This window comes from Exiguobacterium undae DSM 14481 (assembly GCF_000620805.1).
Classification (GTDB): Bacteria; Bacillota; Bacilli; order Exiguobacteriales; family Exiguobacteriaceae; genus Exiguobacterium_A; species Exiguobacterium_A undae.
This window is the reverse complement of the sequence record NZ_KK211187.1, coordinates 3,071,282-3,092,192: the sequence shown is the minus strand read 5'-3', so window position 1 is coordinate 3,092,192 and position 20,911 is coordinate 3,071,282. Positions and strand designations below refer to the sequence as shown.

Sequence of the window (20,911 nt, the reverse complement as noted above, 5' to 3'; positions counted from 1 at the left end):
CTCGATGGGAATTAAAAAGTTTAAACCGACCACTAACGGTCGTCGTAATATGACTGCTCTTGACTTTGCTGAGATTACGGCTTCACGTCCTGAAAAATCGTTAACTGAAAAGCTTTCGAAAAAGGGCGGACGTAACAACCAAGGTCGCTTGACAGTACGTCACCAAGGTGGCGGACACAAACGTAAATACCGTATCATCGACTTCAAACGTAACAAGGATGGCATCGCTGGCCGTATCGCTACAATCGAGTACGATCCGAACCGCTCTGCAAACATCGCTCTTGTACACTACATCGATGGTGAAAAACGCTACATCCTCGCACCTAAAGGATTGAAAGTTGACATGCAAGTCATGTCAGGAGTTGAGGCTGACATTAAAGTCGGTAACGCTCTTCCACTTTCAAACATCCCAGTTGGTACATTGATCCACAACATCGAACTTAAGCCAGGTAAAGGTGGTCAGCTCGTTCGTTCAGCTGGTACTTCTGCTCAGCTTCTCGGTAAAGATGGTAAATACGCGATCGTTCGTCTTCAATCAGGCGAAACACGTATGATCCTTGCTACTTGCCGTGCAACAGTCGGCGCTGTCGGTAACGAAGAGCATGAGCTCGTCAATATCGGTAAAGCTGGTCGTTCACGCTGGCTCGGAAAACGTCCTACAGTTCGTGGTTCTGTAATGAACCCAGTTGATCACCCACACGGTGGTGGTGAAGGACGTGCTCCAATCGGTCGTTCAGGCCCACTTACTCCTTGGGGTAAACCGGCACTCGGCTACAAAACTCGTAAGAAAAACAAAGCGAGCGATAAATATATCGTCCGTCGTTCTAAAAAATAATTACGTGATTTCTGAACGGTTCGCAGGAACCGTTCCTGAATCATGCCAAAGGGAGGTACAACTATGGGTCGCAGCTTGAAAAAAGGTCCATTTGCAGATCACCATTTGCTCGCTAAGGTTGATAAAGCCAACGAAGCTGGTGACAAGCATGTTATCAAAACTTGGTCACGCCGCTCTACAATCTTCCCAGAGTTCATCGGTCACACGATCGCTGTCTACGATGGTCGTAAACACGTACCGGTTTACGTGACAGAAGATATGGTCGGTCACAAACTTGGTGAATTCGCGCCAACACGTTCTTATAAAGGACATGCTGGAAACGATAAGAAGACTAAACGTTAATCTGAGGGGAGGTACTCATTATGCAATCAAAAGCATCGGCTAATATGGTTCGCATTGCTCCTCGTAAGGCACGTCTAGTAGTAGACTTAATCCGCGGGAAGCAAATCGGCGAAGCACTTTCGATTCTTGCTTACACGAACAAGGCAGCAACGCCAATCGTTGAGAAAGTATTGAAATCGGCAATCGCGAACGCTGAGCACAACTTCGACATGAACATCGAAAACCTCGTAGTAACAGAGGCTTACGTAAACGAAGGTCCAACGCTCAAACGTTTCCGCCCACGTGCAATGGGTCGCGCAAGCCGCATCAACAAACGTACGAGCCACGTTCACATCGTGGTATCTGAAAAATAAGGAGGGATTACCGTGGGTCAGAAGATTAACCCAACTGGTCTTCGCGTAGGTATCATCAAAGACTGGGAATCACGTTGGTTCGCAGATAAAGACTATGCTGATCTCCTTCATGAAGACTACGTAGTTCGTGAATATATCGAAAAACGTCTTAAAGACGCTAGTGTCTCTAAAATTGAAATCGAGCGCGCAGCAAACCGCTTGAACATTTCACTTCACACTGCTAAGCCGGGTATGGTTATCGGTAAAGGCGGTTCTGAAATCGAAACACTTCGTACAGACATCACTAACCTTGCAAAAGGCAAACGCGTTCACGTTAACGTCGTTGAAGTGAAAAACCCGGATGCAGTTGCTAAACTTGTCGCTGAGAACATCGCACGCCAACTTGAAGGCCGTGTTTCGTTCCGTCGTGCAATGAAGCAATCAATCCAACGTTCTATGCGTTCAGGTATCAAAGGAATCAAGACTGAAGTTTCTGGTCGTCTTGGCGGCGCTGATATCGCTCGTTCAGAGAAGTATTCAGAAGGAACAGTTCCACTTCATACACTCCGTGCAGACATCGATTACGGTACTGCTGAAGCTGATACAACTTACGGCAAAATTGGCGTAAAAGTATGGCTCCACCACGGTGAAGTGCTTCCTACGAAAAAAGCAGCATCAAACGAACAATAATCCACATCCGTCTAGGGAAGGAGGCAACACAACATGTTGTTACCAAAACGTGTAAAATATCGTCGTGTTCACCGCGGCAACATGCGTGGTAAAGCGAAACGTGGTACTACAGTACACTTCGGCGAGTTCGGTATCCAAGCTCAAGAAGCTAGCTGGATCACTAGCCGTCAAATCGAATCAGCGCGTATCGCGATGACTCGTTATATGAAACGTGGTGGTAAAGTGTGGATCAAGATCTTCCCACACAAACCATACACTAAAAAACCTCTTGAAGTCCGAATGGGTTCAGGTAAAGGTGCTCCGGAGGGCTGGGTTGCAGTCGTCAAACCGGGTAAAGTAATGTTCGAAATCGCAGGAGTATCGGAAGAGATCGCACGCGAAGCTCTCCGTCTTGCATCACACAAACTTCCAGTAAAATGTAAGTTCGTAAAACGTGAAGAAAATGGTGGTGATACGAATGAAAGCAACTGATCTCCGTCAGCAAACTACAGAAGAGCTCAACGGTAAAGTCGGTTCGTGGAAAGAAGAGTTGTTCAACCTTCGTTTCCAACTCGCGACTGGTCAGCTTGAGAACCCTGCTCGTATCCGTGAAGTGCGCAAGTCGATTGCACGCGCGAAAACCGTTCTTCGTGAACGCGAACTCGGCATCAACAACGCATAATTCACTCGGATTCTGAGAGGAGGAACACTCAATGGAACGCACTAACAACCGCAAAGTATTAACTGGACGCGTCGTATCTGACAAAATGGATAAAACGATCGTTGTTTCAGTTGAGACAAAAGTAAAGCACAAGCTCTACGGCAAACGCGTAAACTACTCGAAGAAGTATAAAACGCATGATGAAAGCAACACAGCTAAAATCGGTGATGTTGTACGCATTCAAGAAACACGTCCACTTTCTAAGGACAAACGTTTCCGTCTCGTAGAAGTCGTCGAAAAAGCAGTAATCATCTAAACTCTAATTAGTTCGGGTGAATAAACATCCGGAGGGAGGTACAATCGTATGATTCAACAAGAATCTCGCTTGAAAGTAGCAGATAACTCAGGAGCTCGTGAAGTCTTGACGATCAAAGTCCTCGGTGGATCTGGTCGTAAAACTGCTAACATCGGTGATGTAATTGTTTGCACAGTTAAACAAGCAACACCAGGTGGCGTTGTCAAAAAAGGTGAAGTTGTACGCGCAGTAGTCGTTCGTACTAAACGTGGCGTTCGTCGTAAAGACGGTTCGTACATCCGTTTTGACGAAAATGCAGCAGTCATCATCAAAGATGATAAAAGCCCACGTGGCACACGTATCTTCGGACCAGTCGCACGCGAACTTCGTGAAAAAGACTTCATGAAGATCGTCTCGTTGGCACCGGAAGTACTTTAATTCCAAAGAATTCCTACAAGGAGGTGCTCTAACGATGCATGTCAAAAAAGGTGATAAAGTTCAGGTTATGACTGGTAAAGATAAAGGCAAACAAGGTGTTGTCCTTACTGCTATGCCTAAAAAAGATCGCATTATCGTCGAAGGCGTTAATATGATCAAAAAACACTCAAAACCTTCTCAACTCAACCCGCAAGGCGGAATTGTCGAGAAAGAAGCACCGATTCACGTATCGAACGTTATGCTCATCGACCCTAAGACAGGAAACCCAACACGCGTTGGTTTCACTGTGGTTGACGGCAAGAAAGTACGTATCGCTAAAAAATCGGGCGAAGCTTTAGATAAATAAGAAGATTTAAAGAAAGGAGGTCCACTTTCTGATGAACCGTTTAAAAGCTAAATACCAAGACGAAATCGTCAAAGTAATGATGGAGAAATTCAACTATACTTCTGTAATGCAAGCGCCGAAAGTCGATAAGATCGTAATCAACATGGGTGTTGGTGACGCTGTTACGAACACGAAAGCACTTGACATGGCAGTCGAAGAGCTTCAGCTCCTCACTGGTCAGAAGCCACTCATCACGAAAGCTAAGAAATCAATCGCTGGTTTCAAACTTCGTGAAGGTATGCCAATCGGCGCGAAGGTAACACTTCGTGGAGAGCGCATGTATGAGTTCCTCGACAAGTTGATCAACGTGTCACTTCCACGTGTACGTGACTTCCGTGGTGTATCGAAGAAATCATTCGATGGCCGTGGTAACTACACGCTAGGCGTGAAGGAACAATTGATCTTCCCAGAGATCGACTACGATCGCGTATCGAAAGTCCGTGGTATGGACATCGTTATCGTTACAACTGCAAATACGGATGAAGAGTCACGTGAGCTTCTCACTGCACTCGGCATGCCATTCCAAAAATAAGGGAGGTCGACAACATGGCTAAGAAATCAATGATCGCACGTGAAGTAAAACGCCAAGCACTCGTAGAGCGCTACGCTGAACAACGCGCAGAATTGAAAGCACAAGGCGACTACATCGGCTTGAGCAAACTCCCACGTAACTCTTCAGCGGTTCGTTTACACAACCGTTGCAGTATCACTGGCCGTCCACACGGTTACATTGGTAAATTCGGTATCAGCCGTATTAAGTTCCGTGATCTTGCTCATAAAGGTCAAATCCCTGGTGTTAAAAAAGCAAGCTGGTAATTCATTAAAGTTGTGAAAGGAGGTACATCGCATGGTTATGACAGATCCGATTGCAGATATGCTTACACGCATTCGTAATGCAAACATGGTTCGCCATGAGAAGTTGGAAATGCCAGCTTCTACAATCAAACGTGAAGTCGCTGAAATCCTCAAACGTGAAGGTTTCATCCGCGATGTTGAATATCTCGAGGACAGCAAACAAGGTACGCTCCGCGTATTCCTTAAGTACGGCGCAAGCAACGAACGCGTCATCACTGGACTCAAACGTATCTCGAAACCAGGTCTTCGCGTTTACGCGAAAGCTGATGAAATCCCGAAAGTACTCGGTGGTCTCGGAATCGCTATCGTTTCAACATCTAAAGGTGTTATGACAGACAAAGAAGCTCGCCAACAAAAAGTCGGCGGCGAAGTGATCGCATACATCTGGTAATTCACGCATAAAAAGAACGGAGGTGTCTTAAATGTCACGTATTGGTAAAAAGCCAGTCGTTATCCCAGCAGGCGTTACAGTAACAGTTGAAAACAGCACAGTTACGGTAAAAGGTCCTAAAGGTGAACTTACTCGTGAGTTCAACCCGACAATGGCTATCAACGTAGAAGGTAATGAATTGACTGTCACTCGTCCAAACGACGAGAAAGCTAACCGTACAATCCACGGAACGACTCGTGCGCTTATCGCGAACATGGTCGAAGGTGTAAACAACGGTTTCGCTAAGACACTCGATATCCAAGGTGTTGGTTACCGTGCTCAAAAGCAAGGTAACAAAATCGTACTCAACCTCGGTTATTCACACCCAATCGAGTACACTCCGGAACAAGGCATTGAAGTCGAAGTTCCTACGAATACGCAAATCATCGTCCGCGGAATCAACAAAGAGCGTGTTGGACACGTTGCTGCATTGATCCGTTCGTACCGTCAGCCTGAGCCGTACAAAGGTAAAGGAATTCGTTACAGTGATGAAGTCGTTCGTCGTAAAGAAGGTAAAACAGGTAAGTAATTCGTTGATACGAATTGACCGGAAAGGAGTGGCATAAATGATCTCAAAGGCAAACAAAAATGCTACGCGTAAAAAGCGTCATGGTCGTGTACGTCGTACAATCATCGGGACTGCAGCTCGTCCACGCTTGAATGTATTCCGTTCGAACAAGAACATTTACGTACAAGTCATTGACGATGCAACACATGCAACACTCGCATCTGCATCATCACTCGACCTTGAAAAAGGCAACACGACTGACGCTGCATCAGCAGTTGGTAAGCTTGCAGCTGAACGCGCTCTTGAAAAAGGTATTGAAACAGTCGTTTTCGACCGTGGAGGATATCTCTATCATGGACGTATTAAAGCAGTAGCTGAAGCAGCTCGTGAAGCTGGTCTCAAATTCTAATAGAAAAGGAGGGAACCTCTACATGCGCCAGTTAGAAATTAACATGGATCAACTCGAAGAACGCGTTGTTACTGTAAACCGCGTCGCGAAAGTAGTAAAAGGTGGCCGTCGCTTCCGTTTTGCTGCACTCGTCGTCGTAGGTGACAAGAATGGTCACGTAGGTTTCGGTACGGGTAAAGCTCAGGAAGTGCCTGAAGCGATCCGTAAAGCAATCGAAGATGCAAAGAAAAACATGGTTAACGTTCCAATCGTTAACACTACAATTCCACACGAAATCAACGGAATTTTCGGTGCAGGTCACGTCTTCTTGAAACCTGCTTCTGAAGGTACTGGAGTCATCGCTGGTGGCCCAGTTCGTGCGGTTCTCGAATTAGCGGGAATCAACGACATTCTTTCGAAATCACTTGGATCAAGCACTCCAATCAACATGGTTCGTGCGACTGTTAAAGGTCTCACTTCACTTAAACGTGCTGAAGACGTTGCGAAACTCCGCGGTAAAACCGTCGAAGAACTTCGCGGTTAAGAAAGGGAGGGAATACAGATGGCGAAACTCGCAGTTACCCTCACACGCAGCATGATCGGTCGTCCGGAGAACCAACGCGTTACTACTCGTACGCTTGGTCTCCGTAAGATGCACCAAACTGTTGTCGTACCTGACAACGCTGCTATGCGTGGGATGATTAACCACGTGTCACACTTATTGACAGTAAAAGAAATTCAAGAGTAATACGTTCGATATAATTTTATGAGGAGGTGCCCCACTATGAAACTCCATGAATTGAAACCAGCTGCTGGTTCACGTTCAGAACGCAACCGTGTAGGTCGCGGTATGTCTTCTGGTAACGGTAAGACTTCTGGCCGTGGTCACAAAGGTCAAAAAGCTCGTTCAGGCGGTGGTGTTCGTCCAGGTTTCGAAGGTGGACAAAACCCACTTTTCCGTCGTTTACCAAAACGCGGCTTCAACAACCCAACTCGTAAAGAGTTCGCGGTTATCAACCTTGACACACTTAACCGTTTTGAAGATGGAACGGAAGTAACACCAGAACTTCTTATCGAGACTCGCGCAGTCAAAGGTATGAAGGATGGCGTGAAGATCCTTTCTAACGGTAAGATTGAAAAGAAACTGACAGTAAAAGCTCACAAGTTCTCCGAAGCTGCGAAGCAAGCGATCGAAGCTGCCGGCGGTACGGTTGAGGTGATCTAATGTTTCAAGCGATCTCCAATATGTGGCGCGTAGCCGACATCCGTCGGCGCATTCTCTTTACCTTGGCTCTGATTATCGTGTTCCGTATCGGTGCACATATCCCAGTCCCAATGGTAAACACTGAAGTATTCAAGATTGACGAGAATGGTATTCTTGGCTTCTTGAACTCCTTCGGCGGGAATGCTTTGCAGAATTTCTCACTCTTTGCGATGGGAATCATGCCGTATATCACGGCCTCGATCGTTGTCCAACTCTTACAGATGGACGTTGTTCCAAAGTTTGCCGAATGGGCAAAACAAGGAGAGGCGGGCCGTAAGAAGTTAGCAACGGTAACGCGCTATGGAACGATCGTACTCGGCTTAGTCCAAGCGTTTGGAATCGCGCTTGGATTTAACCGTATCTACCCAGGTCTTGTCAATGAAGATTTTGGCACCTGGACGTACGTGATGATTGCACTTGTTTTGACGGCGGGTACCGCATTCTTGATGTTCCTCGGTGAACTCATCACGGAGAAGGGCATTGGTAACGGGATATCAATGATCATCTTCGCTGGGATCGTCGCGAGCTTCCCGAACGCATTCCGTCAGATCTATGAAACAAAGCTCCAAAATGCAGGGGATGCTTTGTTTGTCAATGTGCTTTATATCGTACTGTTGCTTTTAATCATCATCGCGGTCATCGTCGGTGTCATCTATGTGCAGCAAGCTGCACGGAAGATTCCGATTCAGTACGCCAAGCGTACGGTGAACCGTGCACCAGTCGGCGGCCAATCGACACACTTGCCGATCAAGCTTAACGCTGCTGGTGTTATCCCAGTTATCTTCGCTGTATCGTTTATGGTGACTCCACCAACGGTTGCAAGTTTCTTTGCAAGTCCGGAGAACGCGACGAAGATCCGTGACATTTTCGACTATACGAGTCCAATCGGTATGTCGATTTATGTAGCGCTCATCATCGCATTTTCGTACTTCTATACATTCGTTCAGGTCAATCCGGAACAAATGGCAGAGAACCTTCAAAAACAAGGCGGATACATTCCTGGTATTCGTCCTGGTAAGCAAACGGAACAATACATCACGAAGATCCTATACCGTCTGACATTCTTCGGTTCACTCTTCCTTGCTGTCATCGCGATAACACCAACGTTCTTTATTAAGTTCGCTGGTTTACCGAACTCGGTGCAGATTGGTGGAACAAGCTTGTTGATCGTCATCGGTGTAGGTCTTGAGACGATGAAACAGATTGAAAGTCAACTGGTTAAACGACACTACAAAGGCTTTATCCGATAAGGCGGGAGGAAGGGGACCATCCCTTTCCTTTCTGTTGTGTCTATAGAGTCTATAGAAGTGGAGGCTACCGACATGAATCTTGTATTGATGGGCTTGCCGGGTGCTGGAAAAGGGACGCAGGCTGCGAAAATTATCGAAGACTACGCCATTCCACACATCTCGACAGGCGACATGTTCCGCGCGGCGATCAAAGATCAAACACCGCTCGGGCAGGAAGCGAAATCGTACATGGATAAAGGGGAACTCGTTCCGGACGAAGTCACAATCGGCATCGTACGTGAGCGTCTCGCCAAAGAAGACTGTGCAAATGGTTTTCTTCTTGACGGTTTCCCACGCACAGTGAAACAAGCAGACGCTCTTGAAGCATTGCTTGCGGATCTAAACAAACAAATCGATCACGTCATTCACATCGGTGTGAACCCGGAGAAACTTGTTCCTCGTTTGACAGGCCGCCGGATTTGCCCGACATGTGGAGCAACGTATCACGTCATCTACAACCCACCAAAAGTGGAGGGTGTCTGTGATATCGACGGATCAGCACTTGTTCAACGTGAAGATGATCAAGAAGAAACGGTTCGCCGTCGTCTTGAAGTCAACGTCGCGCAAGCGCAACCTTTGATTGACTTTTACGCTGAAAAAGGGTATCTTCGTAATTTGGACGGTGATCGTCCGATTAATGAAGTTTATTCCGATGTTCAAGCACTTCTTGGTGGTCAGTAATGATCATTACGAAAGCGCCGCGTGAAATCGATATTATGCGGAAGGCGGGACAAATCGTCGCCCGGACGCATAAAGAGTTGAAAGCTCATATTCGTCCAGGGATCACAACGGGGCAACTCGATGCGATTGCTGAACGGTATATTCGAAGTCAAGGGGCAACACCATCGTTTAAAGGTTATAATGGGTTTACTGGCAGCATCTGTGCGTCGGTAAATGAAGAACTTGTCCATGGTATTCCGGGTGACCGCGTACTCCACGATGGAGACATCATCTCGATTGATATCGGGGCGGAGTATAACGGATATCACGGAGATTCAGCCTGGACATATCCGGTAGGTACAATCTCTGAAGAGACGAAGCGGTTACTTGACGTAACTGAAGAATCTCTGTATAAAGGATTGGAGCGCGCCAAAGCCGGCGTGCACCTGACAGATATTTCGCATGCGATTCAGTCACATGTTGAAGCTGCGAATTTTTCTGTAGTCCGCGAATATGTGGGCCACGGCGTGGGACAAAATTTGCATGAAGATCCGCAAATTCCACATTATGGACCACCGGGGAAAGGGCCGCGCCTGAAAACCGGCATGACCTTGGCGATTGAGCCAATGGTGAATGTCGGGAAACGCTATGTTCGCACGCTATCGGACAATTGGACGGTAGTGACAGTGGACGGTAGCATGTGCGCCCACTTTGAGCACACCATCGCCATCACAGACGAAGGCTACGAGATCTTAACGGTCGATGCAGAGTGAGCTGTGCGCGTTATTGGTGTCACCTTTCTATAAGCCGCTATCCACTCGTGTTTGTGACCGATGATTCTCTCACGGCTACTGTAGAAAGCCCCTAAGCGCTACAAATCGTCTGGGCTCCCAATCAACTTTATAGAGAAAGGGGTATAATTGATGGCGAAACAAGATGTAATCGAAGTGGAAGGTACGGTTATCGAACCGCTTCCAAACGCGATGTTTAAGGTGGAGTTAGAAAACGGCCACACGGTCCTCGCGCACGTCTCAGGGAAAATTCGGATGCACTTCATTCGGATCCTGCCAGGAGATAAAGTAACAGTTGAGTTGTCACCATACGACTTGACTCGCGGACGGATCACATACCGTTTCAAATAAAAACTCCGATTTTTTCAGGAGGAGGTATTCACAATGAAAGTAAGACCTTCGGTTAAACCGATCTGTGAAAAGTGTAAAGTTATCCGCCGTAAAGGCAAAGTAATGGTTATTTGCGAAAACCCTAAGCATAAACAAAAACAAGGGTAATTAAACAAGGAGGTGCACACATGGCACGTATTGCTGGTGTAGATATTCCACGTGAGAAACGCATCGTTATCTCACTCACTTACATCTATGGTGTTGGTAAAACGACTGCTCAGAAAGTCTTGAAAGAAGCTGGTATCTCTGAAGATACTCGTACTCGTGAATTGACTGAAGAACAACTCAACCAACTCCGTGATGGATTAGATAAAGTAAAAGTTGAGGGTGACCTTCGTCGTGAAATCTCACTCAACATCAAACGTTTGATCGAAATCGGTTGCTACCGTGGTGTTCGTCACCGTCGTGGTCTTCCAGTTCGTGGTCAAAACACTAAAAACAACTCGCGTACTCGTAAAGGCCCACGCCGTACAGTAGCGAACAAGAAGAAGTAAGGGAGGGTAAACTAAGATGGCAAAACGTAAACAGAATGTTCGTAGTAAACGTAAAGTCAAAAAGAATATTGAATCTGGTATCGTGCATATCCGTTCAACATTCAACAACACAATCGTTACGATCACTGACATGCAAGGGAATGCAATCTCTTGGGCAACTGCAGGAAACATGGGCTTCAAAGGCTCACGTAAATCAACTCCATTTGCTGCGCAACTCGCTTCTGAAACTGCTGCGAAAACAGCAATGGATAACGGTATGCGTACTGTAGAAGTTAACGTTAAAGGTCCTGGTGCAGGTCGTGAAGCTGCAATCCGTGCGCTCCAAGCAATCGGTCTTGAAGTAACAGCGATCCGTGACGTAACTCCAGTTCCACACAACGGTTGCCGCCCTCCAAAACGTCGTCGCGTGTAACCCGTCTTGTACTGCAAAGCGGGAATTCGAGTAGACTTTTGTTGATCGTATGACCAAGCAAGGCAGTAGAAACGTGCACAAGACGGTTGGCGATTGAACGCGATGGCCAACATGACGATATTCAAGGAGGGGTTCAGATGATCGAAATCGAAAAGCCGAAGATTGAAACGGTCGAATTAAGCGACAACGCTACGTTTGGTAAATTCGTGGTAGAACCGCTTGAGCGTGGATTCGGTACAACGCTTGGTAACTCATTGCGTCGTATCCTATTATCTTCACTTCCGGGTGCTGCAGTCACTGCAGTCCAAATCGATGGCGTTCTTCATGAGTTCTCGACGATTGATGGCGTTGTAGAAGACGTTACCCAAATCATCTTGAACCTCAAGAAACTCGCCCTCAAAGTTTACTCGGAAGAAGAGAAAACACTTGAGATCGATATTCAAGGCGCTGGCGTTGTTACTGCTGCGAACATTACGCATGACAGCGACGTCGAAATCCTCAACCCAGAACTGCACATCGCAACACTTGCAGAAGGTGCATCACTTCATATGCGTCTGACAGCTCGTCGTGGCCGTGGTTACGTTCAGGCTGAAGATAACAAACGGGACGATATGCCAATCGGTGTAATCCCAATTGATTCGATTTACACGCCAATTCAACGTGTAAACTATCAAGTTGAAAAAACACGTGTTGGTCAAGATGCGAGCTTCGATAAATTGACGCTTGATGTTTGGACGGACGGTTCAATCCGCCCTGAAGAAGCAGTGTCACTCGGTGCAAAAATCATGACAGAACACTTAAACATCTTTGTTGGTCTTACGGACGAAGCGCTCCATGCCGAAATCATGGTCGAAAAGGAAGAAGATCAAAAAGAAAAAGTACTTGAAATGACGATCGAAGAACTCGATCTTTCAGTTCGTTCGTACAACTGTTTGAAACGTGCCGGCATCAATACGGTTCAAGAACTCGCGAACAAGAGCGAAGACGAGATGATGAAAGTTCGTAACCTCGGACGTAAATCACTCGAAGAAGTTCAAGCGAAACTCGATGAACTCGGACTGGGCCTACGTAAAGAAGACTAAAACTATTAATTGCACGAAGGAGGGAATCCATCCATGGCATACTCGAAATTAGGCCGTACAAGCTCACAACGTAAGGCACTTTTGCGTGACCTTGCGACTGATCTCATCATCAATGAGCGTATCCAAACTACAGAACAAAAAGCGAAGGAACTTCGTCCAGTCGTTGAGAAACTCATCACTTTAGGTAAACGCGGTGATCTCCACGCTCGTCGTCAAGTTGCATCGTTCGTTCGTCGCGAAGCTGCTGGTCAAAACGAAGCTGGTAAAACACAAGATGCAATCCAAAAGTTGTTTGCTGATGTTGCTCCACGTTTTGCTGAGCGTCAAGGTGGTTACACACGTATCATGAAAATGGGACCACGTCGTGGTGACGGCGCAGAAATGGTCATCATCGAACTCGTTTAATTTTTAAATGATTCGGATAAAAAGGGCAGTGCGTAACTCGCTTCTGCCCTTTTGTTACAAATGAAATTATTTTGATTTGATGAAGGAGGAGCAGACATGACAAAGCTGATTGAGCTGGAACAGGTGACATACCGTTACCCGGAACAAGAACAACCAGCCTTACGCGATGTCTCTCTTTCGATTCATTCGCAGGAATGGGTCGCGATCGTTGGACACAACGGCTCTGGAAAATCAACGCTGACAAAGTTGTTTAACGGATTGTTGCTTCCTGAACAAGGAACGGTCACTGTCAACGAGACATTCTCGAGTGCAGTGCCGGAGCAACTATGGGAGATGCGCCGCGCAATCGGAATCGTCTTTCAAAATCCGGATAATCAATTTGTTGGCACGACCGTGCGCGACGACGTGGCATTTGCCCTTGAAAATTGGGGTGTGTCACGCGAGGAAATGGTTCGTCGTATCGACGACAGTCTAGCGCGCGTTGGCCTTACGGATTTTGTTGATCGGGAACCCCATCAACTATCCGGCGGACAGAAGCAGCGTGTCGCAATCGCCTCGGCGCTTGCGATGCGCCCTGATGTTCTCGTGCTCGATGAAGCAACATCGATGCTTGATCCGATTGCACGATCTGAGGTTATGTCGACCGTCCAGGAATTATATGAACAACATCCGATGGCCGTTGTTGCCATCACACATGAACTCGACGAAGTCTTACGGGCCAGTCGTGTGATTGTCATGGATGCGGGTCAAATCGTATTAGAAGGAACACCGCAAGAGGTGTTTGCACAATCCGCGTTTCTTGAGCAGATTGGACTAGATGTTCCGTTTGTCGTCCGGGTGCAGGAACAACTTTCAGCACGTGGTCTTACTTACGCGGACACGATACTAGATGAAAGAGACTTGGTGAACCGCTTATGCCAATCTTAATCCAGGAATTAAACTATACGTACCAACTCAATAGTCCGTTTGAACGAGTCGCGCTGCGTGATGTGAATCTTGAGATTCCGTCAGGGGCGCTTGTTGCGTTTGTGGGGCATACCGGTTCCGGAAAATCGACGCTCGTCCAACACATCAACGGGTTGTTGAAGCCGACTGCCGGGAAGGTACAGGTCGATGACATCATCATCGAACCCAAACGAAAACAAGATTTAAAAGCGTTACGTAAACGGGTCGGTCTTGTGTTCCAATATCCGGAATATCAATTGTTTGAAGAAACCGTCCTGAAGGATGTCATGTTTGGACCGATGAACTTCGGTCATGAACCGGCGGAAGCAGAGCGGTTGGCAAAAGATGCATTACGTACCGTCGGACTGGATGAAGTATTCTGGTCACGTTCGCCGTTTGACCTGTCTGGTGGGCAAATGAGGCGTGTTGCGATTGCGGGCGTACTCGCTAGTCAACCAGACGTGTTGATCGTCGATGAACCAACTGCCGGGCTCGATCCGCAAGGACGAAAGCAGATGTTGCGTCTGTTTGCCGAATTGCATGCCCAAGCAGGAATGACGTTGCTGTTGATCACACATGATATGGATCAGGTCCTTGAGTATACAAACCGGGTCGTCGTGATGGAGGATGGGCAAGTCGCCTACGATGGAGAACCAATGGGTCTATTCCGTCAAGAAACGTTATTGCGCCAGTTCCATCTCGATTTACCACACGTCTTGGCATTTGCCTGGCAAATGGCGGATCAGTTGAAGCTGACGCGTCCGGCGCTTCAGACAGAAGCTGAACTGATTGAGTGGATTTTACACGTACGGGGGGAAACACGATGATCGTCGGTCAACATATACCAGGTACATCGTATTTACACCGTTCGTCGGCTGTCGCGAAAATCATTTTTGCTTTTTGTTTCATTCCGCTCGTGTTTCTGGCGAACAATACGGCAACAAATGTCTTTTTGCTTGTTTTTACATTCTTGGCGCTGGCAAGCAGTAAACTGCCAATCCGTTACGTCTTAAAAGGCTTGCGGCCGATTTTATTTTTAATCGTCTTCACGTTCATCATCCAGCTGCTGTTTACCCGGGAAGGGGCCGTTCTGATTGAACTGGGCTGGTTCAAGATTTACGAAGAAGGATTGCGTCTCGCCATCATCGTCTCGCTCCGGTTCTTCTATTTGGTGTCGATCACGACACTCGTCACGTTGACGACGTCGCCGATTGAACTGACAGACGCGATTGAATTGTTACTCAAACCGTTTAAGATTGTCCGTGTACCGACGCACGAGATTGCCTTGATGCTGTCGATTTCACTCCGTTTCCTGCCGACGTTGGCAGAAGAGACGGAAAAGATCATGAAGGCACAACAGGCACGCGGCGTCGATTTGTCGGCAGGTCCGATCAAAGAACGTTTGCGGGCAATCATTCCGCTGCTGATCCCACTCTTCATCTCGGCCTTTAAACGGGCGGAGGATCTCGCAACAGCGATGGAAGCCCGGGGATACCGGGGTGGAGAAGGGCGGACACGGCTCCGTGAGTCAAAATGGACAGGCCGTGATACGGGACTGATGATACTTCTGATCGTCATCGGATTGCTTCTAGTCTATTTACGGGGAGGATTTTGATGCGACGTTTTAAATGTACGATTCAGTATGACGGAACCGACTATTCCGGTTATCAAGTGCAGCCAAACGGTCTGACGATCCAGGAAGTCCTCGAGAAGACGCTTGAGCGGATGCATAAGCACCCGGTCAAGGTCATCGGTTCCGGGCGTACAGACGCCCGTGTGCACGCACAAGGGCAGGTGATCCATTTTGATACGGAACTGTCGATTGCACCCGCAAGCATGGTAAAGGCCCTAAATACGTTATTACCGGACGATATTCGAATTCGTGACTGTATAGAGGTCGCTTCTGACTTCGAAGCAAGGTATGATGTAGTAGGGAAAGAATACCGGTACTTCGTGCGTCAGACGGAAGATGCGTTTCGGCGTCATCAATCCGTGCTGATTCCGTATTCGCTCGATGTGGCGCAAGTTCGTCTGGGACTGGCGTATTTAATCGGGACTCATGACTTCAGTTCGTTCTGTGTCGCGAAGACAGAGACGGACAATCGTGTTCGGACGATTTATGAGGCAGAGCTGATTGAACAAGGGGAAGAACTGATTTTCCGTTTCCGGGGAAGCGGCTTTCTCTACAATCAGATCCGCATCATGGTCGGCACGTTGCTTGATGTCGGACGCGGGCGTTTTGCACCGGAAGACATCAAACGGATGCTCGAAGCGAAGGATCGAAACGTCGCTGGTGTGACGGCACCACCGCACGGGTTATACCTTTGGGAAGTTTTCTACCCAGAGTCTAAAAAAGGCATTTGACATTAGCCGCTAAAAAACATACAATGTTTATTGGCATTTCATTTATTATGAAACCACAATCTTAGCCCCGTACACCTAAGATTCTGATAGATTCAAACAGTGAATAAATGAAAAATCAAAAAAGAAATTTTTAAATTCCTTAGGAGGTATTTTACATGCGCACAACTTTCATGGCGAAAGCTACTGATGTAGAACGCAAATGGCTCCTTATCGACGCAGAAGGCAAAACACTCGGTCGTCTTTCGAGCGAAGTGGCTTCACTTCTCCGCGGTAAGCACAAACCTACGTTCACACCACACGTTGACTGTGGGGATCACGTTATCCTCATCAACGTTGAGAAAATCGTTTTAACTGGTAACAAACTCGACAAAAAGGTCTACTACCGTCACTCTGGTCATCCAGGCGGCTTGAAGCAGACTGTCGCACGCGACTTACTCGCTAACAAACCTGAGCGTATGCTTGAACTCGCGATCAAAGGGATGCTTCCAAAAGGTAGCCTCGGTCGTCAAATGTTCAACAAACTCCACGTTTACGCTGGAGATACTCATAAGCAAGAAGCACAACAACCAGAAGTTTACGAACTTCGCGGTTAATACGAATTTAGGAGGAACTACACGATGGCAGATGTACGTTACTACGGCACTGGTCGCCGTAAACACGCGGCAGCTCGCGTTTTCCTCGTTGCTGGAGACGGTAAAGTCACAGTTAACGGGCGCGATATCAGCGAATACTTCGGTTATGAAACTTTAATCATGACTGCAAAAGAACCACTTGTACTCACAGAAACAGAAGGCAAATACGATATCATGGTAACGGTTAAAGGCGGCGGCTTCACTGGTCAAGCAGGCGCAATCCGTCACGGTATCTCACGTGCTCTTCTTCAAGCGGATCCAGACTTCCGTGGCACACTTAAAGCTAAAGGTTTCCTCACACGCGATGCTCGTATGAAAGAACGTAAAAAATACGGTCTTAAAGCAGCACGTCGTGCACCTCAGTTCTCAAAACGTTAATCGTTTTATCTCTCATCCTTACGGGTGGGAGATTTTTTTGTTTAAAAGAGGCTGACTCAAAAAAATCACTCGTCTTTTCACGCTCTTTCCTCAGGCGAGACACAAGCCAGTTTTCCTGCCTCATTCAGGCAGGAAAGCGGGTCTTGTTTGTCTCTGACAGCGCAAAAATGCGCTTTTTCCTGTAGGAGTTGCGTGTAACGAGTAATTCTTTTTTTACGAGCTAAGGGTGGCAGATGATCGCTCTGTCACCCTTATCTTTGGAGAAACTGATTTTTAAGATATGCGCCGACGGATCCGGTGCATCAATGAGAAAAGCAATAACAAGGCAATAAACGTGAGCGGTACACTCCACAGGAACAGATCCTGTAAAAAAGCAGCCGGATTAAACGCAGTTTGCGGACCGACCTTTCCAACAAATGCTGTGTCCTGACTTAACACGGTGCTGTTCTCAGGGAGAGCAGGCTGATAAGTCGCGTTCGCTTCATACGTTGTATAAAAGTAGAACGCATAACCGGTATGTAAGAGAACGGTCAAGATGCCCGCGAAGGCGAACGTTTTTTTCATCAAAAAACTCCTTTTTCCAAATGCTTGGTGAAGACAAGTCCATCATCAAGTATACCGGATTCTGTTTTCGGGAACAGAGGAGAAAGGAGTGTGGTGAAAGATGACAGTATCAGTCAGTTGGTTGCTCGAACGGGCCAATCGCAAACTGAATGTTCCCGGACTCTCGCCGGAAGTCGCCCGTAAGACACGCCAAGTCATCCGGGAGCTCCATGTCAAAGGAATTTATGTCGGGGTGGCCCAAGGCTTCCGGTCCTATGCCGAGCAGGAGAAACTCTATGCGCAAGGGCGGACGACGCCGGGAGCGATTGTCACGAATGCCCGTGGAGGACAATCGAATCATAACCGCGGGATTGCCGTTGATCTGTTTCAATACTCGATGGACGGAACGGAAGCGATCTTCAATACCGATGCCAACTTTCAACAAATCGTTCAAGCAATGAAACGGCAAGGTTTTTCCTGGGGCGGAGACTGGAGTGGGTTTAAAGATTATCCGCACTTTGAGTTAAATAAAGTGACGACGGATGTTTTGGTGCCTTATCCGGGACAGCCGCTCTATCGAGGTGCCGTCCAGATGAACAGTCGGGACATCGAGCGGATTCAGCGGGCGGTCAAGGCAACCGTCACGAAACGATTTGATGCAGAGACGGTTGAAAAGGTCCGTGCCTACCAAGCACGCCAAGGATTAGCGGTTGACGGAGTCGTCGGACCGGCAACCTGGAATCGGATGTTTTAACAGATCGGGAGATCCCTTTGAGCGACAGTGCGGAGGAGATCTCTTTTTTTGAAGTTGCTGGACCGATTCTTCCGGGTCGACAAGGAAATGTCATCCTTTATGAGCCGAAATGTGCAAGCGCTATCTTATTTTTGTTATACTGAAATGGATTAAATCGAACGTTCTCAGGGGGAAGGCACTATGTTGAATGAACAAGAAATTCGCGAGGTGGTCGGGCAATTGATCGATCCGACGATTGAACGCTCGCTTTCAGATACGAACGGGATTCGGGATGTCCGCATCAAGGGGGATTATGTCAGTCTGAAAATCGCCCTTGCTCAAGCGGGTTCCGGTGAACAGTTGACGTTACAGCAACAGATTGTCAAAGAATTAAAGGAAAAAGGATTCAAGACGGTCGGCTTACGTTTTGAGGCACTCGGTGATCACGGGATCCAAGCGGCCACGACGCCGTCGATTCTCAAACCGGAGTCGGGCACGACCTTCATCGCGATTGCTTCCGGTAAAGGGGGCGTCGGAAAATCAACTGTTTCCGTCAACTTGGCAGTGGCACTTGCCCGGGCAGGAAAAAAGGTTGGTTTGATTGACGCGGATATCTACGGATTCAGCGTCCCGGACATGATGGGAATCGAAACCCGTCCGACGGTCGTCAATGACCGGATTGTTCCGCCTGAACGGTTTGGTGTCAAAGTCATCTCCATGGGCTTCTTCGTCGAAGACAATGCACCTGTCATCTGGCGTGGTCCAATGCTCGGGAAGATGTTAAACAACTTCTTCTCGGACGTCGAGTGGGGCGAACTGGATTATCTGTTGCTTGATTTACCTCCAGGCACCGGTGATGTGGCACTTGATATCCATTCGATGCTGCCGAGTTGTCAGGAATTGATCGTCACGACACCGCATGCGACTGCGGCGTTTGTTGCAGCACGCGCCGGGGCGATGGCGATCAAAACAAACCACCGTCTGCTCGGGATTATCGAGAACATGGCGTATTTCGAAAGTCAGAAGACAGGCGAAAGAGAGTATGTCTTTGGTTCGGGTGGCGGAGAGAAGTTGTCAGAAGCGCTGAAAACAGATATCCTAGCTAAGATTCCACTTGGTCAACCGTATGCGAACGAGACGGATTTTGCACCGTCGATTTATCGTGACGGCCATCCATTTGAAACACACTATAATGAACTCGCAACGCGTGTCATCGAAAAAGTAGAGGGATAATGAATGAAGACTAGAGGATTTTTGAAGCTGTTTTGGATGACGCTCCTCATCGGGACGCTCGCCGGCTTCGTGTTTAACCTTGTTGCTGAACCAGGATATATCCGGAACCAATCGATCAGCGGATATGTCACCGCACTGGCTTACAGCAGCACTTGGACTGCCATCAGCCTGATGGGATTCTTTTCGTACCTGATCCTGCACCGGGTGGGGCTTGATATTTTCCGGGGCGCGAGATTGTGGAACCGGGTCCAAATTGTCTTGATTGCGTTTGCCTTGTTTGACGGCATCTATCTACGCGGTCTGGCATTTGGGTTTGAGAAGACGAACTTGTACATCGGGGAAATGGTCGTTCTGTTGTTCATCGCTTTCCTCGTAGCCCGGACGAAAGCACGGGAAACGAATTTTACGGCTTTCATCCCGACCTTGTTTCTGATGACGGTCATCACATTAATTGAATGGGTGCCGGCACTTCAGGCGACACAGGATAAACGGATGTTGTGGGCGGCACTCGCCACACTACTCGTTTGTAACGCCTATCAGATTTTGATGTTACATCGGTTACAGGAAAAACCGAATTCAGCTAACGCAACGTCTGAAAAAAGAGCATAAAAGAAAGGGCGCCGTTCTACCGTTTGATCCGGTCAGAGCGGCGTCCATCTTTTTTTAATATTTTTTTAGAAAAACAGTTGACGTAAAAAACAAGAGTTGATATATTAATACATGTCGCTGAGGCACACGCCACACAGACACGTCGGAAACGAAAAAAACTTATGAAAAAAGTTATTGACACCAGTTAATACTTTACTGTAAGATTTAAAAGTCGTCAAACGACATATCGGACTTTGAAAACTGAACGATGAGGCAAAAAACGTATCTTCGGATACAAACAATGAATGAAGCGCAAGCTTCGTCAACGTGACTTCGGTCACACAACGAGCAAGTCAAACACTTTATGGAGAGTTTGATCCTGGCTCAGGACGAACGCTGGCGGCGTGCCTAATACATGCAAGTCGAGCGCAGGAAGCTCACGGAACTCTTCGGAGGGAAGTGAAGGGAATGAGCGGCGGACGGGTGAGTAACACGTAAGGAACCTGCCCCAAGGATTGGGATAACTCCGAGAAATCGGAGCTAATACCGAATAGTTCTTCAGACCGCATG

General features: G+C 47.5%; 36 protein-coding genes. 35 read left to right on the top strand and 1 reads right to left on the bottom strand.

All coding sequences use genetic code 11. From position 1 onward, the window contains the following. Positions 1–4 precede the first annotated feature (4 nt). From rplB to rpsI, 32 genes are all read left to right on the top strand, one after another. Entirely contained in the window at positions 5–835 is an 831-nt protein-coding gene (gene rplB / locus P397_RS0116690) for a 50S ribosomal protein L2 (protein WP_012369012.1), read from the top strand. A 63-nt stretch (positions 836–898) separates the two neighbouring features. After that, positions 899–1,177, top strand: coding sequence for a 30S ribosomal protein S19 (gene rpsS, locus P397_RS0116685; RefSeq protein ID WP_012369013.1), 279 nt, complete (start codon positions 899–901; stop codon positions 1,175–1,177). Positions 1,178–1,197: 20 nt separating this feature from the next. Continuing rightward, positions 1,198–1,530 (top strand): 50S ribosomal protein L22, encoded by a 333-nt coding sequence (rplV, locus tag P397_RS0116680; protein ID WP_012369014.1) that lies wholly within the window; start codon positions 1,198–1,200, stop codon positions 1,528–1,530. 12 nt (positions 1,531–1,542) lie between these two features. Continuing rightward, complete coding sequence (gene rpsC / locus P397_RS0116675; RefSeq protein ID WP_026834299.1) at positions 1,543–2,199, top strand: 30S ribosomal protein S3; 657 nt, start codon at positions 1,543–1,545, stop codon at positions 2,197–2,199. A gap of 33 nt (positions 2,200–2,232) precedes the next feature. Beyond that, a complete protein-coding gene (rplP, locus tag P397_RS0116670) occupies positions 2,233–2,670 on the top strand; it encodes a 50S ribosomal protein L16 (protein ID WP_012369016.1) in 438 nt (145 codons plus the stop codon). After that, positions 2,657–2,860 carry a 50S ribosomal protein L29 gene (rpmC, locus tag P397_RS0116665; RefSeq protein ID WP_012369017.1) on the top strand — a complete coding sequence of 68 codons (204 nt, stop codon included), beginning with the start codon at positions 2,657–2,659 and terminating at the stop codon, positions 2,858–2,860. Before rplP ends, rpmC begins: the two co-directional genes overlap by 14 nt. 31 nt (positions 2,861–2,891) lie before the next feature. Then, positions 2,892–3,155: a 30S ribosomal protein S17 gene (rpsQ, locus tag P397_RS0116660; RefSeq protein WP_014969155.1), complete on the top strand. Its 264-nt coding sequence runs from the start codon at positions 2,892–2,894 to the stop codon at positions 3,153–3,155. A gap of 48 nt (positions 3,156–3,203) precedes the next feature. After that, positions 3,204–3,572 (top strand): 50S ribosomal protein L14, encoded by a 369-nt coding sequence (gene rplN, locus P397_RS0116655; RefSeq protein WP_012369019.1) that lies wholly within the window; start codon positions 3,204–3,206, stop codon positions 3,570–3,572. Positions 3,573–3,606: 34 nt separating this feature from the next. After that, positions 3,607–3,918 carry a 50S ribosomal protein L24 gene (gene rplX, locus P397_RS0116650; RefSeq protein ID WP_014969156.1) on the top strand — a complete coding sequence of 104 codons (312 nt, stop codon included), beginning with the start codon at positions 3,607–3,609 and terminating at the stop codon, positions 3,916–3,918. A 31-nt stretch (positions 3,919–3,949) separates the two neighbouring features. Then, entirely contained in the window at positions 3,950–4,489 is a 540-nt protein-coding gene (gene rplE / locus P397_RS0116645) for a 50S ribosomal protein L5 (RefSeq protein ID WP_012369021.1), read from the top strand. Between the two features lie 14 nt (positions 4,490–4,503). Continuing rightward, entirely contained in the window at positions 4,504–4,773 is a 270-nt protein-coding gene (gene rpsN / locus P397_RS0116640; protein ID WP_012369022.1) for a 30S ribosomal protein S14, read from the top strand. 31 nt (positions 4,774–4,804) lie between these two features. Beyond that, positions 4,805–5,203, top strand: a complete 399-nt coding sequence (gene rpsH / locus P397_RS0116635) for a 30S ribosomal protein S8 (RefSeq protein WP_012369023.1) — start codon at positions 4,805–4,807, stop codon at positions 5,201–5,203. Positions 5,204–5,234: 31 nt separating this feature from the next. Beyond that, complete coding sequence (gene rplF / locus P397_RS0116630; protein WP_026826919.1) at positions 5,235–5,771, top strand: 50S ribosomal protein L6; 537 nt, start codon at positions 5,235–5,237, stop codon at positions 5,769–5,771. Positions 5,772–5,808: 37 nt separating this feature from the next. Then, complete coding sequence (gene rplR, locus P397_RS0116625; protein WP_012369025.1) at positions 5,809–6,159, top strand: 50S ribosomal protein L18; 351 nt, start codon at positions 5,809–5,811, stop codon at positions 6,157–6,159. A gap of 22 nt (positions 6,160–6,181) precedes the next feature. After that, positions 6,182–6,682 carry a 30S ribosomal protein S5 gene (gene rpsE / locus P397_RS0116620; RefSeq protein WP_012369026.1) on the top strand — a complete coding sequence of 167 codons (501 nt, stop codon included), beginning with the start codon at positions 6,182–6,184 and terminating at the stop codon, positions 6,680–6,682. 18 nt (positions 6,683–6,700) lie between these two features. Beyond that, a complete protein-coding gene (gene rpmD, locus P397_RS0116615) occupies positions 6,701–6,886 on the top strand; it encodes a 50S ribosomal protein L30 (RefSeq protein WP_012369027.1) in 186 nt (61 codons plus the stop codon). Positions 6,887–6,922: 36 nt separating this feature from the next. After that, the gene (gene rplO / locus P397_RS0116610; protein WP_012369028.1) at positions 6,923–7,363 is read left to right on the top strand and encodes a 50S ribosomal protein L15; all 441 of its coding nucleotides are present in this window, start codon (positions 6,923–6,925) and stop codon (positions 7,361–7,363) included. Beyond that, a complete protein-coding gene (secY, locus tag P397_RS0116605; protein WP_028107243.1) occupies positions 7,363–8,652 on the top strand; it encodes a preprotein translocase subunit SecY in 1,290 nt (429 codons plus the stop codon). Before rplO ends, secY begins: the two co-directional genes overlap by 1 nt. A gap of 72 nt (positions 8,653–8,724) precedes the next feature. After that, complete coding sequence (locus tag P397_RS0116600; protein WP_026834297.1) at positions 8,725–9,372, top strand: adenylate kinase; 648 nt, start codon at positions 8,725–8,727, stop codon at positions 9,370–9,372. Further along, positions 9,372–10,124: a type I methionyl aminopeptidase gene (gene map / locus P397_RS0116595; RefSeq protein WP_026834296.1), complete on the top strand. Its 753-nt coding sequence runs from the start codon at positions 9,372–9,374 to the stop codon at positions 10,122–10,124. The genes P397_RS0116600 and map overlap by 1 nt, the downstream gene beginning before the upstream one ends. 150 nt (positions 10,125–10,274) lie before the next feature. Beyond that, positions 10,275–10,493 (top strand): translation initiation factor IF-1, encoded by a 219-nt coding sequence (infA, locus tag P397_RS0116590; protein ID WP_012369032.1) that lies wholly within the window; start codon positions 10,275–10,277, stop codon positions 10,491–10,493. Between the two features lie 33 nt (positions 10,494–10,526). After that, positions 10,527–10,640: a 50S ribosomal protein L36 gene (rpmJ, locus tag P397_RS0116585; RefSeq protein ID WP_003156543.1), complete on the top strand. Its 114-nt coding sequence runs from the start codon at positions 10,527–10,529 to the stop codon at positions 10,638–10,640. Positions 10,641–10,660: 20 nt separating this feature from the next. Continuing rightward, entirely contained in the window at positions 10,661–11,026 is a 366-nt protein-coding gene (rpsM, locus tag P397_RS0116580; protein ID WP_012369033.1) for a 30S ribosomal protein S13, read from the top strand. Positions 11,027–11,042: 16 nt separating this feature from the next. Next, on the top strand, positions 11,043–11,438 hold the full coding sequence (gene rpsK / locus P397_RS0116575; protein ID WP_012369034.1) for a 30S ribosomal protein S11: 396 nt from the start codon (positions 11,043–11,045) through the stop codon (positions 11,436–11,438). 137 nt (positions 11,439–11,575) lie between these two features. Further along, the gene (locus tag P397_RS0116570; RefSeq protein WP_012369035.1) at positions 11,576–12,520 is read left to right on the top strand and encodes a DNA-directed RNA polymerase subunit alpha; all 945 of its coding nucleotides are present in this window, start codon (positions 11,576–11,578) and stop codon (positions 12,518–12,520) included. Between the two features lie 33 nt (positions 12,521–12,553). Continuing rightward, the gene (rplQ, locus tag P397_RS0116565) at positions 12,554–12,925 is read left to right on the top strand and encodes a 50S ribosomal protein L17 (protein WP_012369036.1); all 372 of its coding nucleotides are present in this window, start codon (positions 12,554–12,556) and stop codon (positions 12,923–12,925) included. Between the two features lie 96 nt (positions 12,926–13,021). Next, positions 13,022–13,852, top strand: coding sequence for an energy-coupling factor ABC transporter ATP-binding protein (locus tag P397_RS0116560; protein WP_028107242.1), 831 nt, complete (start codon positions 13,022–13,024; stop codon positions 13,850–13,852). Next, positions 13,840–14,697 (top strand): energy-coupling factor transporter ATPase, encoded by an 858-nt coding sequence (locus P397_RS0116555; protein WP_026834294.1) that lies wholly within the window; start codon positions 13,840–13,842, stop codon positions 14,695–14,697. The genes P397_RS0116560 and P397_RS0116555 overlap by 13 nt, the downstream gene beginning before the upstream one ends. After that, positions 14,694–15,485 carry an energy-coupling factor transporter transmembrane component T family protein gene (locus P397_RS0116550; protein WP_028107241.1) on the top strand — a complete coding sequence of 264 codons (792 nt, stop codon included), beginning with the start codon at positions 14,694–14,696 and terminating at the stop codon, positions 15,483–15,485. Before P397_RS0116555 ends, P397_RS0116550 begins: the two co-directional genes overlap by 4 nt. Beyond that, positions 15,485–16,234, top strand: a complete 750-nt coding sequence (gene truA / locus P397_RS0116545; RefSeq protein WP_028107240.1) for a tRNA pseudouridine(38-40) synthase TruA — start codon at positions 15,485–15,487, stop codon at positions 16,232–16,234. Before P397_RS0116550 ends, truA begins: the two co-directional genes overlap by 1 nt. Before the next feature lie 155 nt (positions 16,235–16,389). Beyond that, complete coding sequence (gene rplM, locus P397_RS0116540) at positions 16,390–16,827, top strand: 50S ribosomal protein L13 (RefSeq protein ID WP_012369041.1); 438 nt, start codon at positions 16,390–16,392, stop codon at positions 16,825–16,827. Between the two features lie 24 nt (positions 16,828–16,851). Beyond that, positions 16,852–17,244, top strand: a complete 393-nt coding sequence (gene rpsI / locus P397_RS0116535) for a 30S ribosomal protein S9 (protein WP_012369042.1) — start codon at positions 16,852–16,854, stop codon at positions 17,242–17,244. A 273-nt stretch (positions 17,245–17,517) separates the two neighbouring features. Here the strand turns inward: rpsI and P397_RS0116530 are convergent, their stop codons facing one another. Continuing rightward, entirely contained in the window at positions 17,518–17,808 is a 291-nt protein-coding gene (locus tag P397_RS0116530) for a hypothetical protein (protein WP_028107239.1), read from the bottom strand. Between the two features lie 100 nt (positions 17,809–17,908). On the opposite strand from P397_RS0116530, the gene P397_RS0116525 reads away from it, so the two are divergent. The 3 genes from P397_RS0116525 to P397_RS0116515 all read left to right on the top strand — a co-directional run bounded on the left by P397_RS0116525 (position 17,909) and on the right by P397_RS0116515 (position 20,362). After that, positions 17,909–18,541 carry a M15 family metallopeptidase gene (locus P397_RS0116525; RefSeq protein ID WP_028107238.1) on the top strand — a complete coding sequence of 211 codons (633 nt, stop codon included), beginning with the start codon at positions 17,909–17,911 and terminating at the stop codon, positions 18,539–18,541. A gap of 180 nt (positions 18,542–18,721) precedes the next feature. Beyond that, positions 18,722–19,753, top strand: coding sequence for a P-loop NTPase (locus P397_RS0116520; RefSeq protein ID WP_026834289.1), 1,032 nt, complete (start codon positions 18,722–18,724; stop codon positions 19,751–19,753). A gap of 3 nt (positions 19,754–19,756) precedes the next feature. Next, positions 19,757–20,362: a KinB-signaling pathway activation protein gene (locus tag P397_RS0116515; protein ID WP_026834288.1), complete on the top strand. Its 606-nt coding sequence runs from the start codon at positions 19,757–19,759 to the stop codon at positions 20,360–20,362. Positions 20,363–20,911: the final 549 nt, after the last annotated feature.

Excerpts from the sequence above, each read along its gene's own strand:
- rplB (WP_012369012.1), top strand. The coding sequence starts at position 5 with ATGGGAATTAAAAAGTTTAAACCGACCACTAACGGTCGTCGTAATATG.
- rpsS (WP_012369013.1), top strand. The coding sequence starts at position 899 with ATGGGTCGCAGCTTGAAAAAAGGTCCATTTGCAGATCACCATTTGCTC.
- rplV (WP_012369014.1), top strand. The coding sequence starts at position 1,198 with ATGCAATCAAAAGCATCGGCTAATATGGTTCGCATTGCTCCTCGTAAG.
- rplP (WP_012369016.1), top strand. The coding sequence starts at position 2,233 with ATGTTGTTACCAAAACGTGTAAAATATCGTCGTGTTCACCGCGGCAAC.
- rpmC (WP_012369017.1), top strand. The coding sequence starts at position 2,657 with ATGAAAGCAACTGATCTCCGTCAGCAAACTACAGAAGAGCTCAACGGT.
- rpsQ (WP_014969155.1), top strand. The coding sequence starts at position 2,892 with ATGGAACGCACTAACAACCGCAAAGTATTAACTGGACGCGTCGTATCT.
- rplN (WP_012369019.1), top strand. The coding sequence starts at position 3,204 with ATGATTCAACAAGAATCTCGCTTGAAAGTAGCAGATAACTCAGGAGCT.
- rplX (WP_014969156.1), top strand. The coding sequence starts at position 3,607 with ATGCATGTCAAAAAAGGTGATAAAGTTCAGGTTATGACTGGTAAAGAT.
- rplE (WP_012369021.1), top strand. The coding sequence starts at position 3,950 with ATGAACCGTTTAAAAGCTAAATACCAAGACGAAATCGTCAAAGTAATG.
- rpsN (WP_012369022.1), top strand. The coding sequence starts at position 4,504 with ATGGCTAAGAAATCAATGATCGCACGTGAAGTAAAACGCCAAGCACTC.
- rpsH (WP_012369023.1), top strand. The coding sequence starts at position 4,805 with ATGGTTATGACAGATCCGATTGCAGATATGCTTACACGCATTCGTAAT.
- rplF (WP_026826919.1), top strand. The coding sequence starts at position 5,235 with ATGTCACGTATTGGTAAAAAGCCAGTCGTTATCCCAGCAGGCGTTACA.
- rplR (WP_012369025.1), top strand. The coding sequence starts at position 5,809 with ATGATCTCAAAGGCAAACAAAAATGCTACGCGTAAAAAGCGTCATGGT.
- rpsE (WP_012369026.1), top strand. The coding sequence starts at position 6,182 with ATGCGCCAGTTAGAAATTAACATGGATCAACTCGAAGAACGCGTTGTT.
- rpmD (WP_012369027.1), top strand. The coding sequence starts at position 6,701 with ATGGCGAAACTCGCAGTTACCCTCACACGCAGCATGATCGGTCGTCCG.
- rplO (WP_012369028.1), top strand. The coding sequence starts at position 6,923 with ATGAAACTCCATGAATTGAAACCAGCTGCTGGTTCACGTTCAGAACGC.
- secY (WP_028107243.1), top strand. The coding sequence starts at position 7,363 with ATGTTTCAAGCGATCTCCAATATGTGGCGCGTAGCCGACATCCGTCGG.
- P397_RS0116600 (WP_026834297.1), top strand. The coding sequence starts at position 8,725 with ATGAATCTTGTATTGATGGGCTTGCCGGGTGCTGGAAAAGGGACGCAG.
- map (WP_026834296.1), top strand. The coding sequence starts at position 9,372 with ATGATCATTACGAAAGCGCCGCGTGAAATCGATATTATGCGGAAGGCG.
- infA (WP_012369032.1), top strand. The coding sequence starts at position 10,275 with ATGGCGAAACAAGATGTAATCGAAGTGGAAGGTACGGTTATCGAACCG.
- rpmJ (WP_003156543.1), top strand. The coding sequence starts at position 10,527 with ATGAAAGTAAGACCTTCGGTTAAACCGATCTGTGAAAAGTGTAAAGTT.
- rpsM (WP_012369033.1), top strand. The coding sequence starts at position 10,661 with ATGGCACGTATTGCTGGTGTAGATATTCCACGTGAGAAACGCATCGTT.
- rpsK (WP_012369034.1), top strand. The coding sequence starts at position 11,043 with ATGGCAAAACGTAAACAGAATGTTCGTAGTAAACGTAAAGTCAAAAAG.
- P397_RS0116570 (WP_012369035.1), top strand. The coding sequence starts at position 11,576 with ATGATCGAAATCGAAAAGCCGAAGATTGAAACGGTCGAATTAAGCGAC.
- rplQ (WP_012369036.1), top strand. The coding sequence starts at position 12,554 with ATGGCATACTCGAAATTAGGCCGTACAAGCTCACAACGTAAGGCACTT.
- P397_RS0116560 (WP_028107242.1), top strand. The coding sequence starts at position 13,022 with ATGACAAAGCTGATTGAGCTGGAACAGGTGACATACCGTTACCCGGAA.
- P397_RS0116555 (WP_026834294.1), top strand. The coding sequence starts at position 13,840 with ATGCCAATCTTAATCCAGGAATTAAACTATACGTACCAACTCAATAGT.
- P397_RS0116550 (WP_028107241.1), top strand. The coding sequence starts at position 14,694 with ATGATCGTCGGTCAACATATACCAGGTACATCGTATTTACACCGTTCG.
- truA (WP_028107240.1), top strand. The coding sequence starts at position 15,485 with ATGCGACGTTTTAAATGTACGATTCAGTATGACGGAACCGACTATTCC.
- rplM (WP_012369041.1), top strand. The coding sequence starts at position 16,390 with ATGCGCACAACTTTCATGGCGAAAGCTACTGATGTAGAACGCAAATGG.
- rpsI (WP_012369042.1), top strand. The coding sequence starts at position 16,852 with ATGGCAGATGTACGTTACTACGGCACTGGTCGCCGTAAACACGCGGCA.
- P397_RS0116530 (WP_028107239.1), bottom strand. The coding sequence starts at position 17,808 with ATGAAAAAAACGTTCGCCTTCGCGGGCATCTTGACCGTTCTCTTACAT.
- P397_RS0116525 (WP_028107238.1), top strand. The coding sequence starts at position 17,909 with ATGACAGTATCAGTCAGTTGGTTGCTCGAACGGGCCAATCGCAAACTG.
- P397_RS0116520 (WP_026834289.1), top strand. The coding sequence starts at position 18,722 with ATGTTGAATGAACAAGAAATTCGCGAGGTGGTCGGGCAATTGATCGAT.
- P397_RS0116515 (WP_026834288.1), top strand. The coding sequence starts at position 19,757 with ATGAAGACTAGAGGATTTTTGAAGCTGTTTTGGATGACGCTCCTCATC.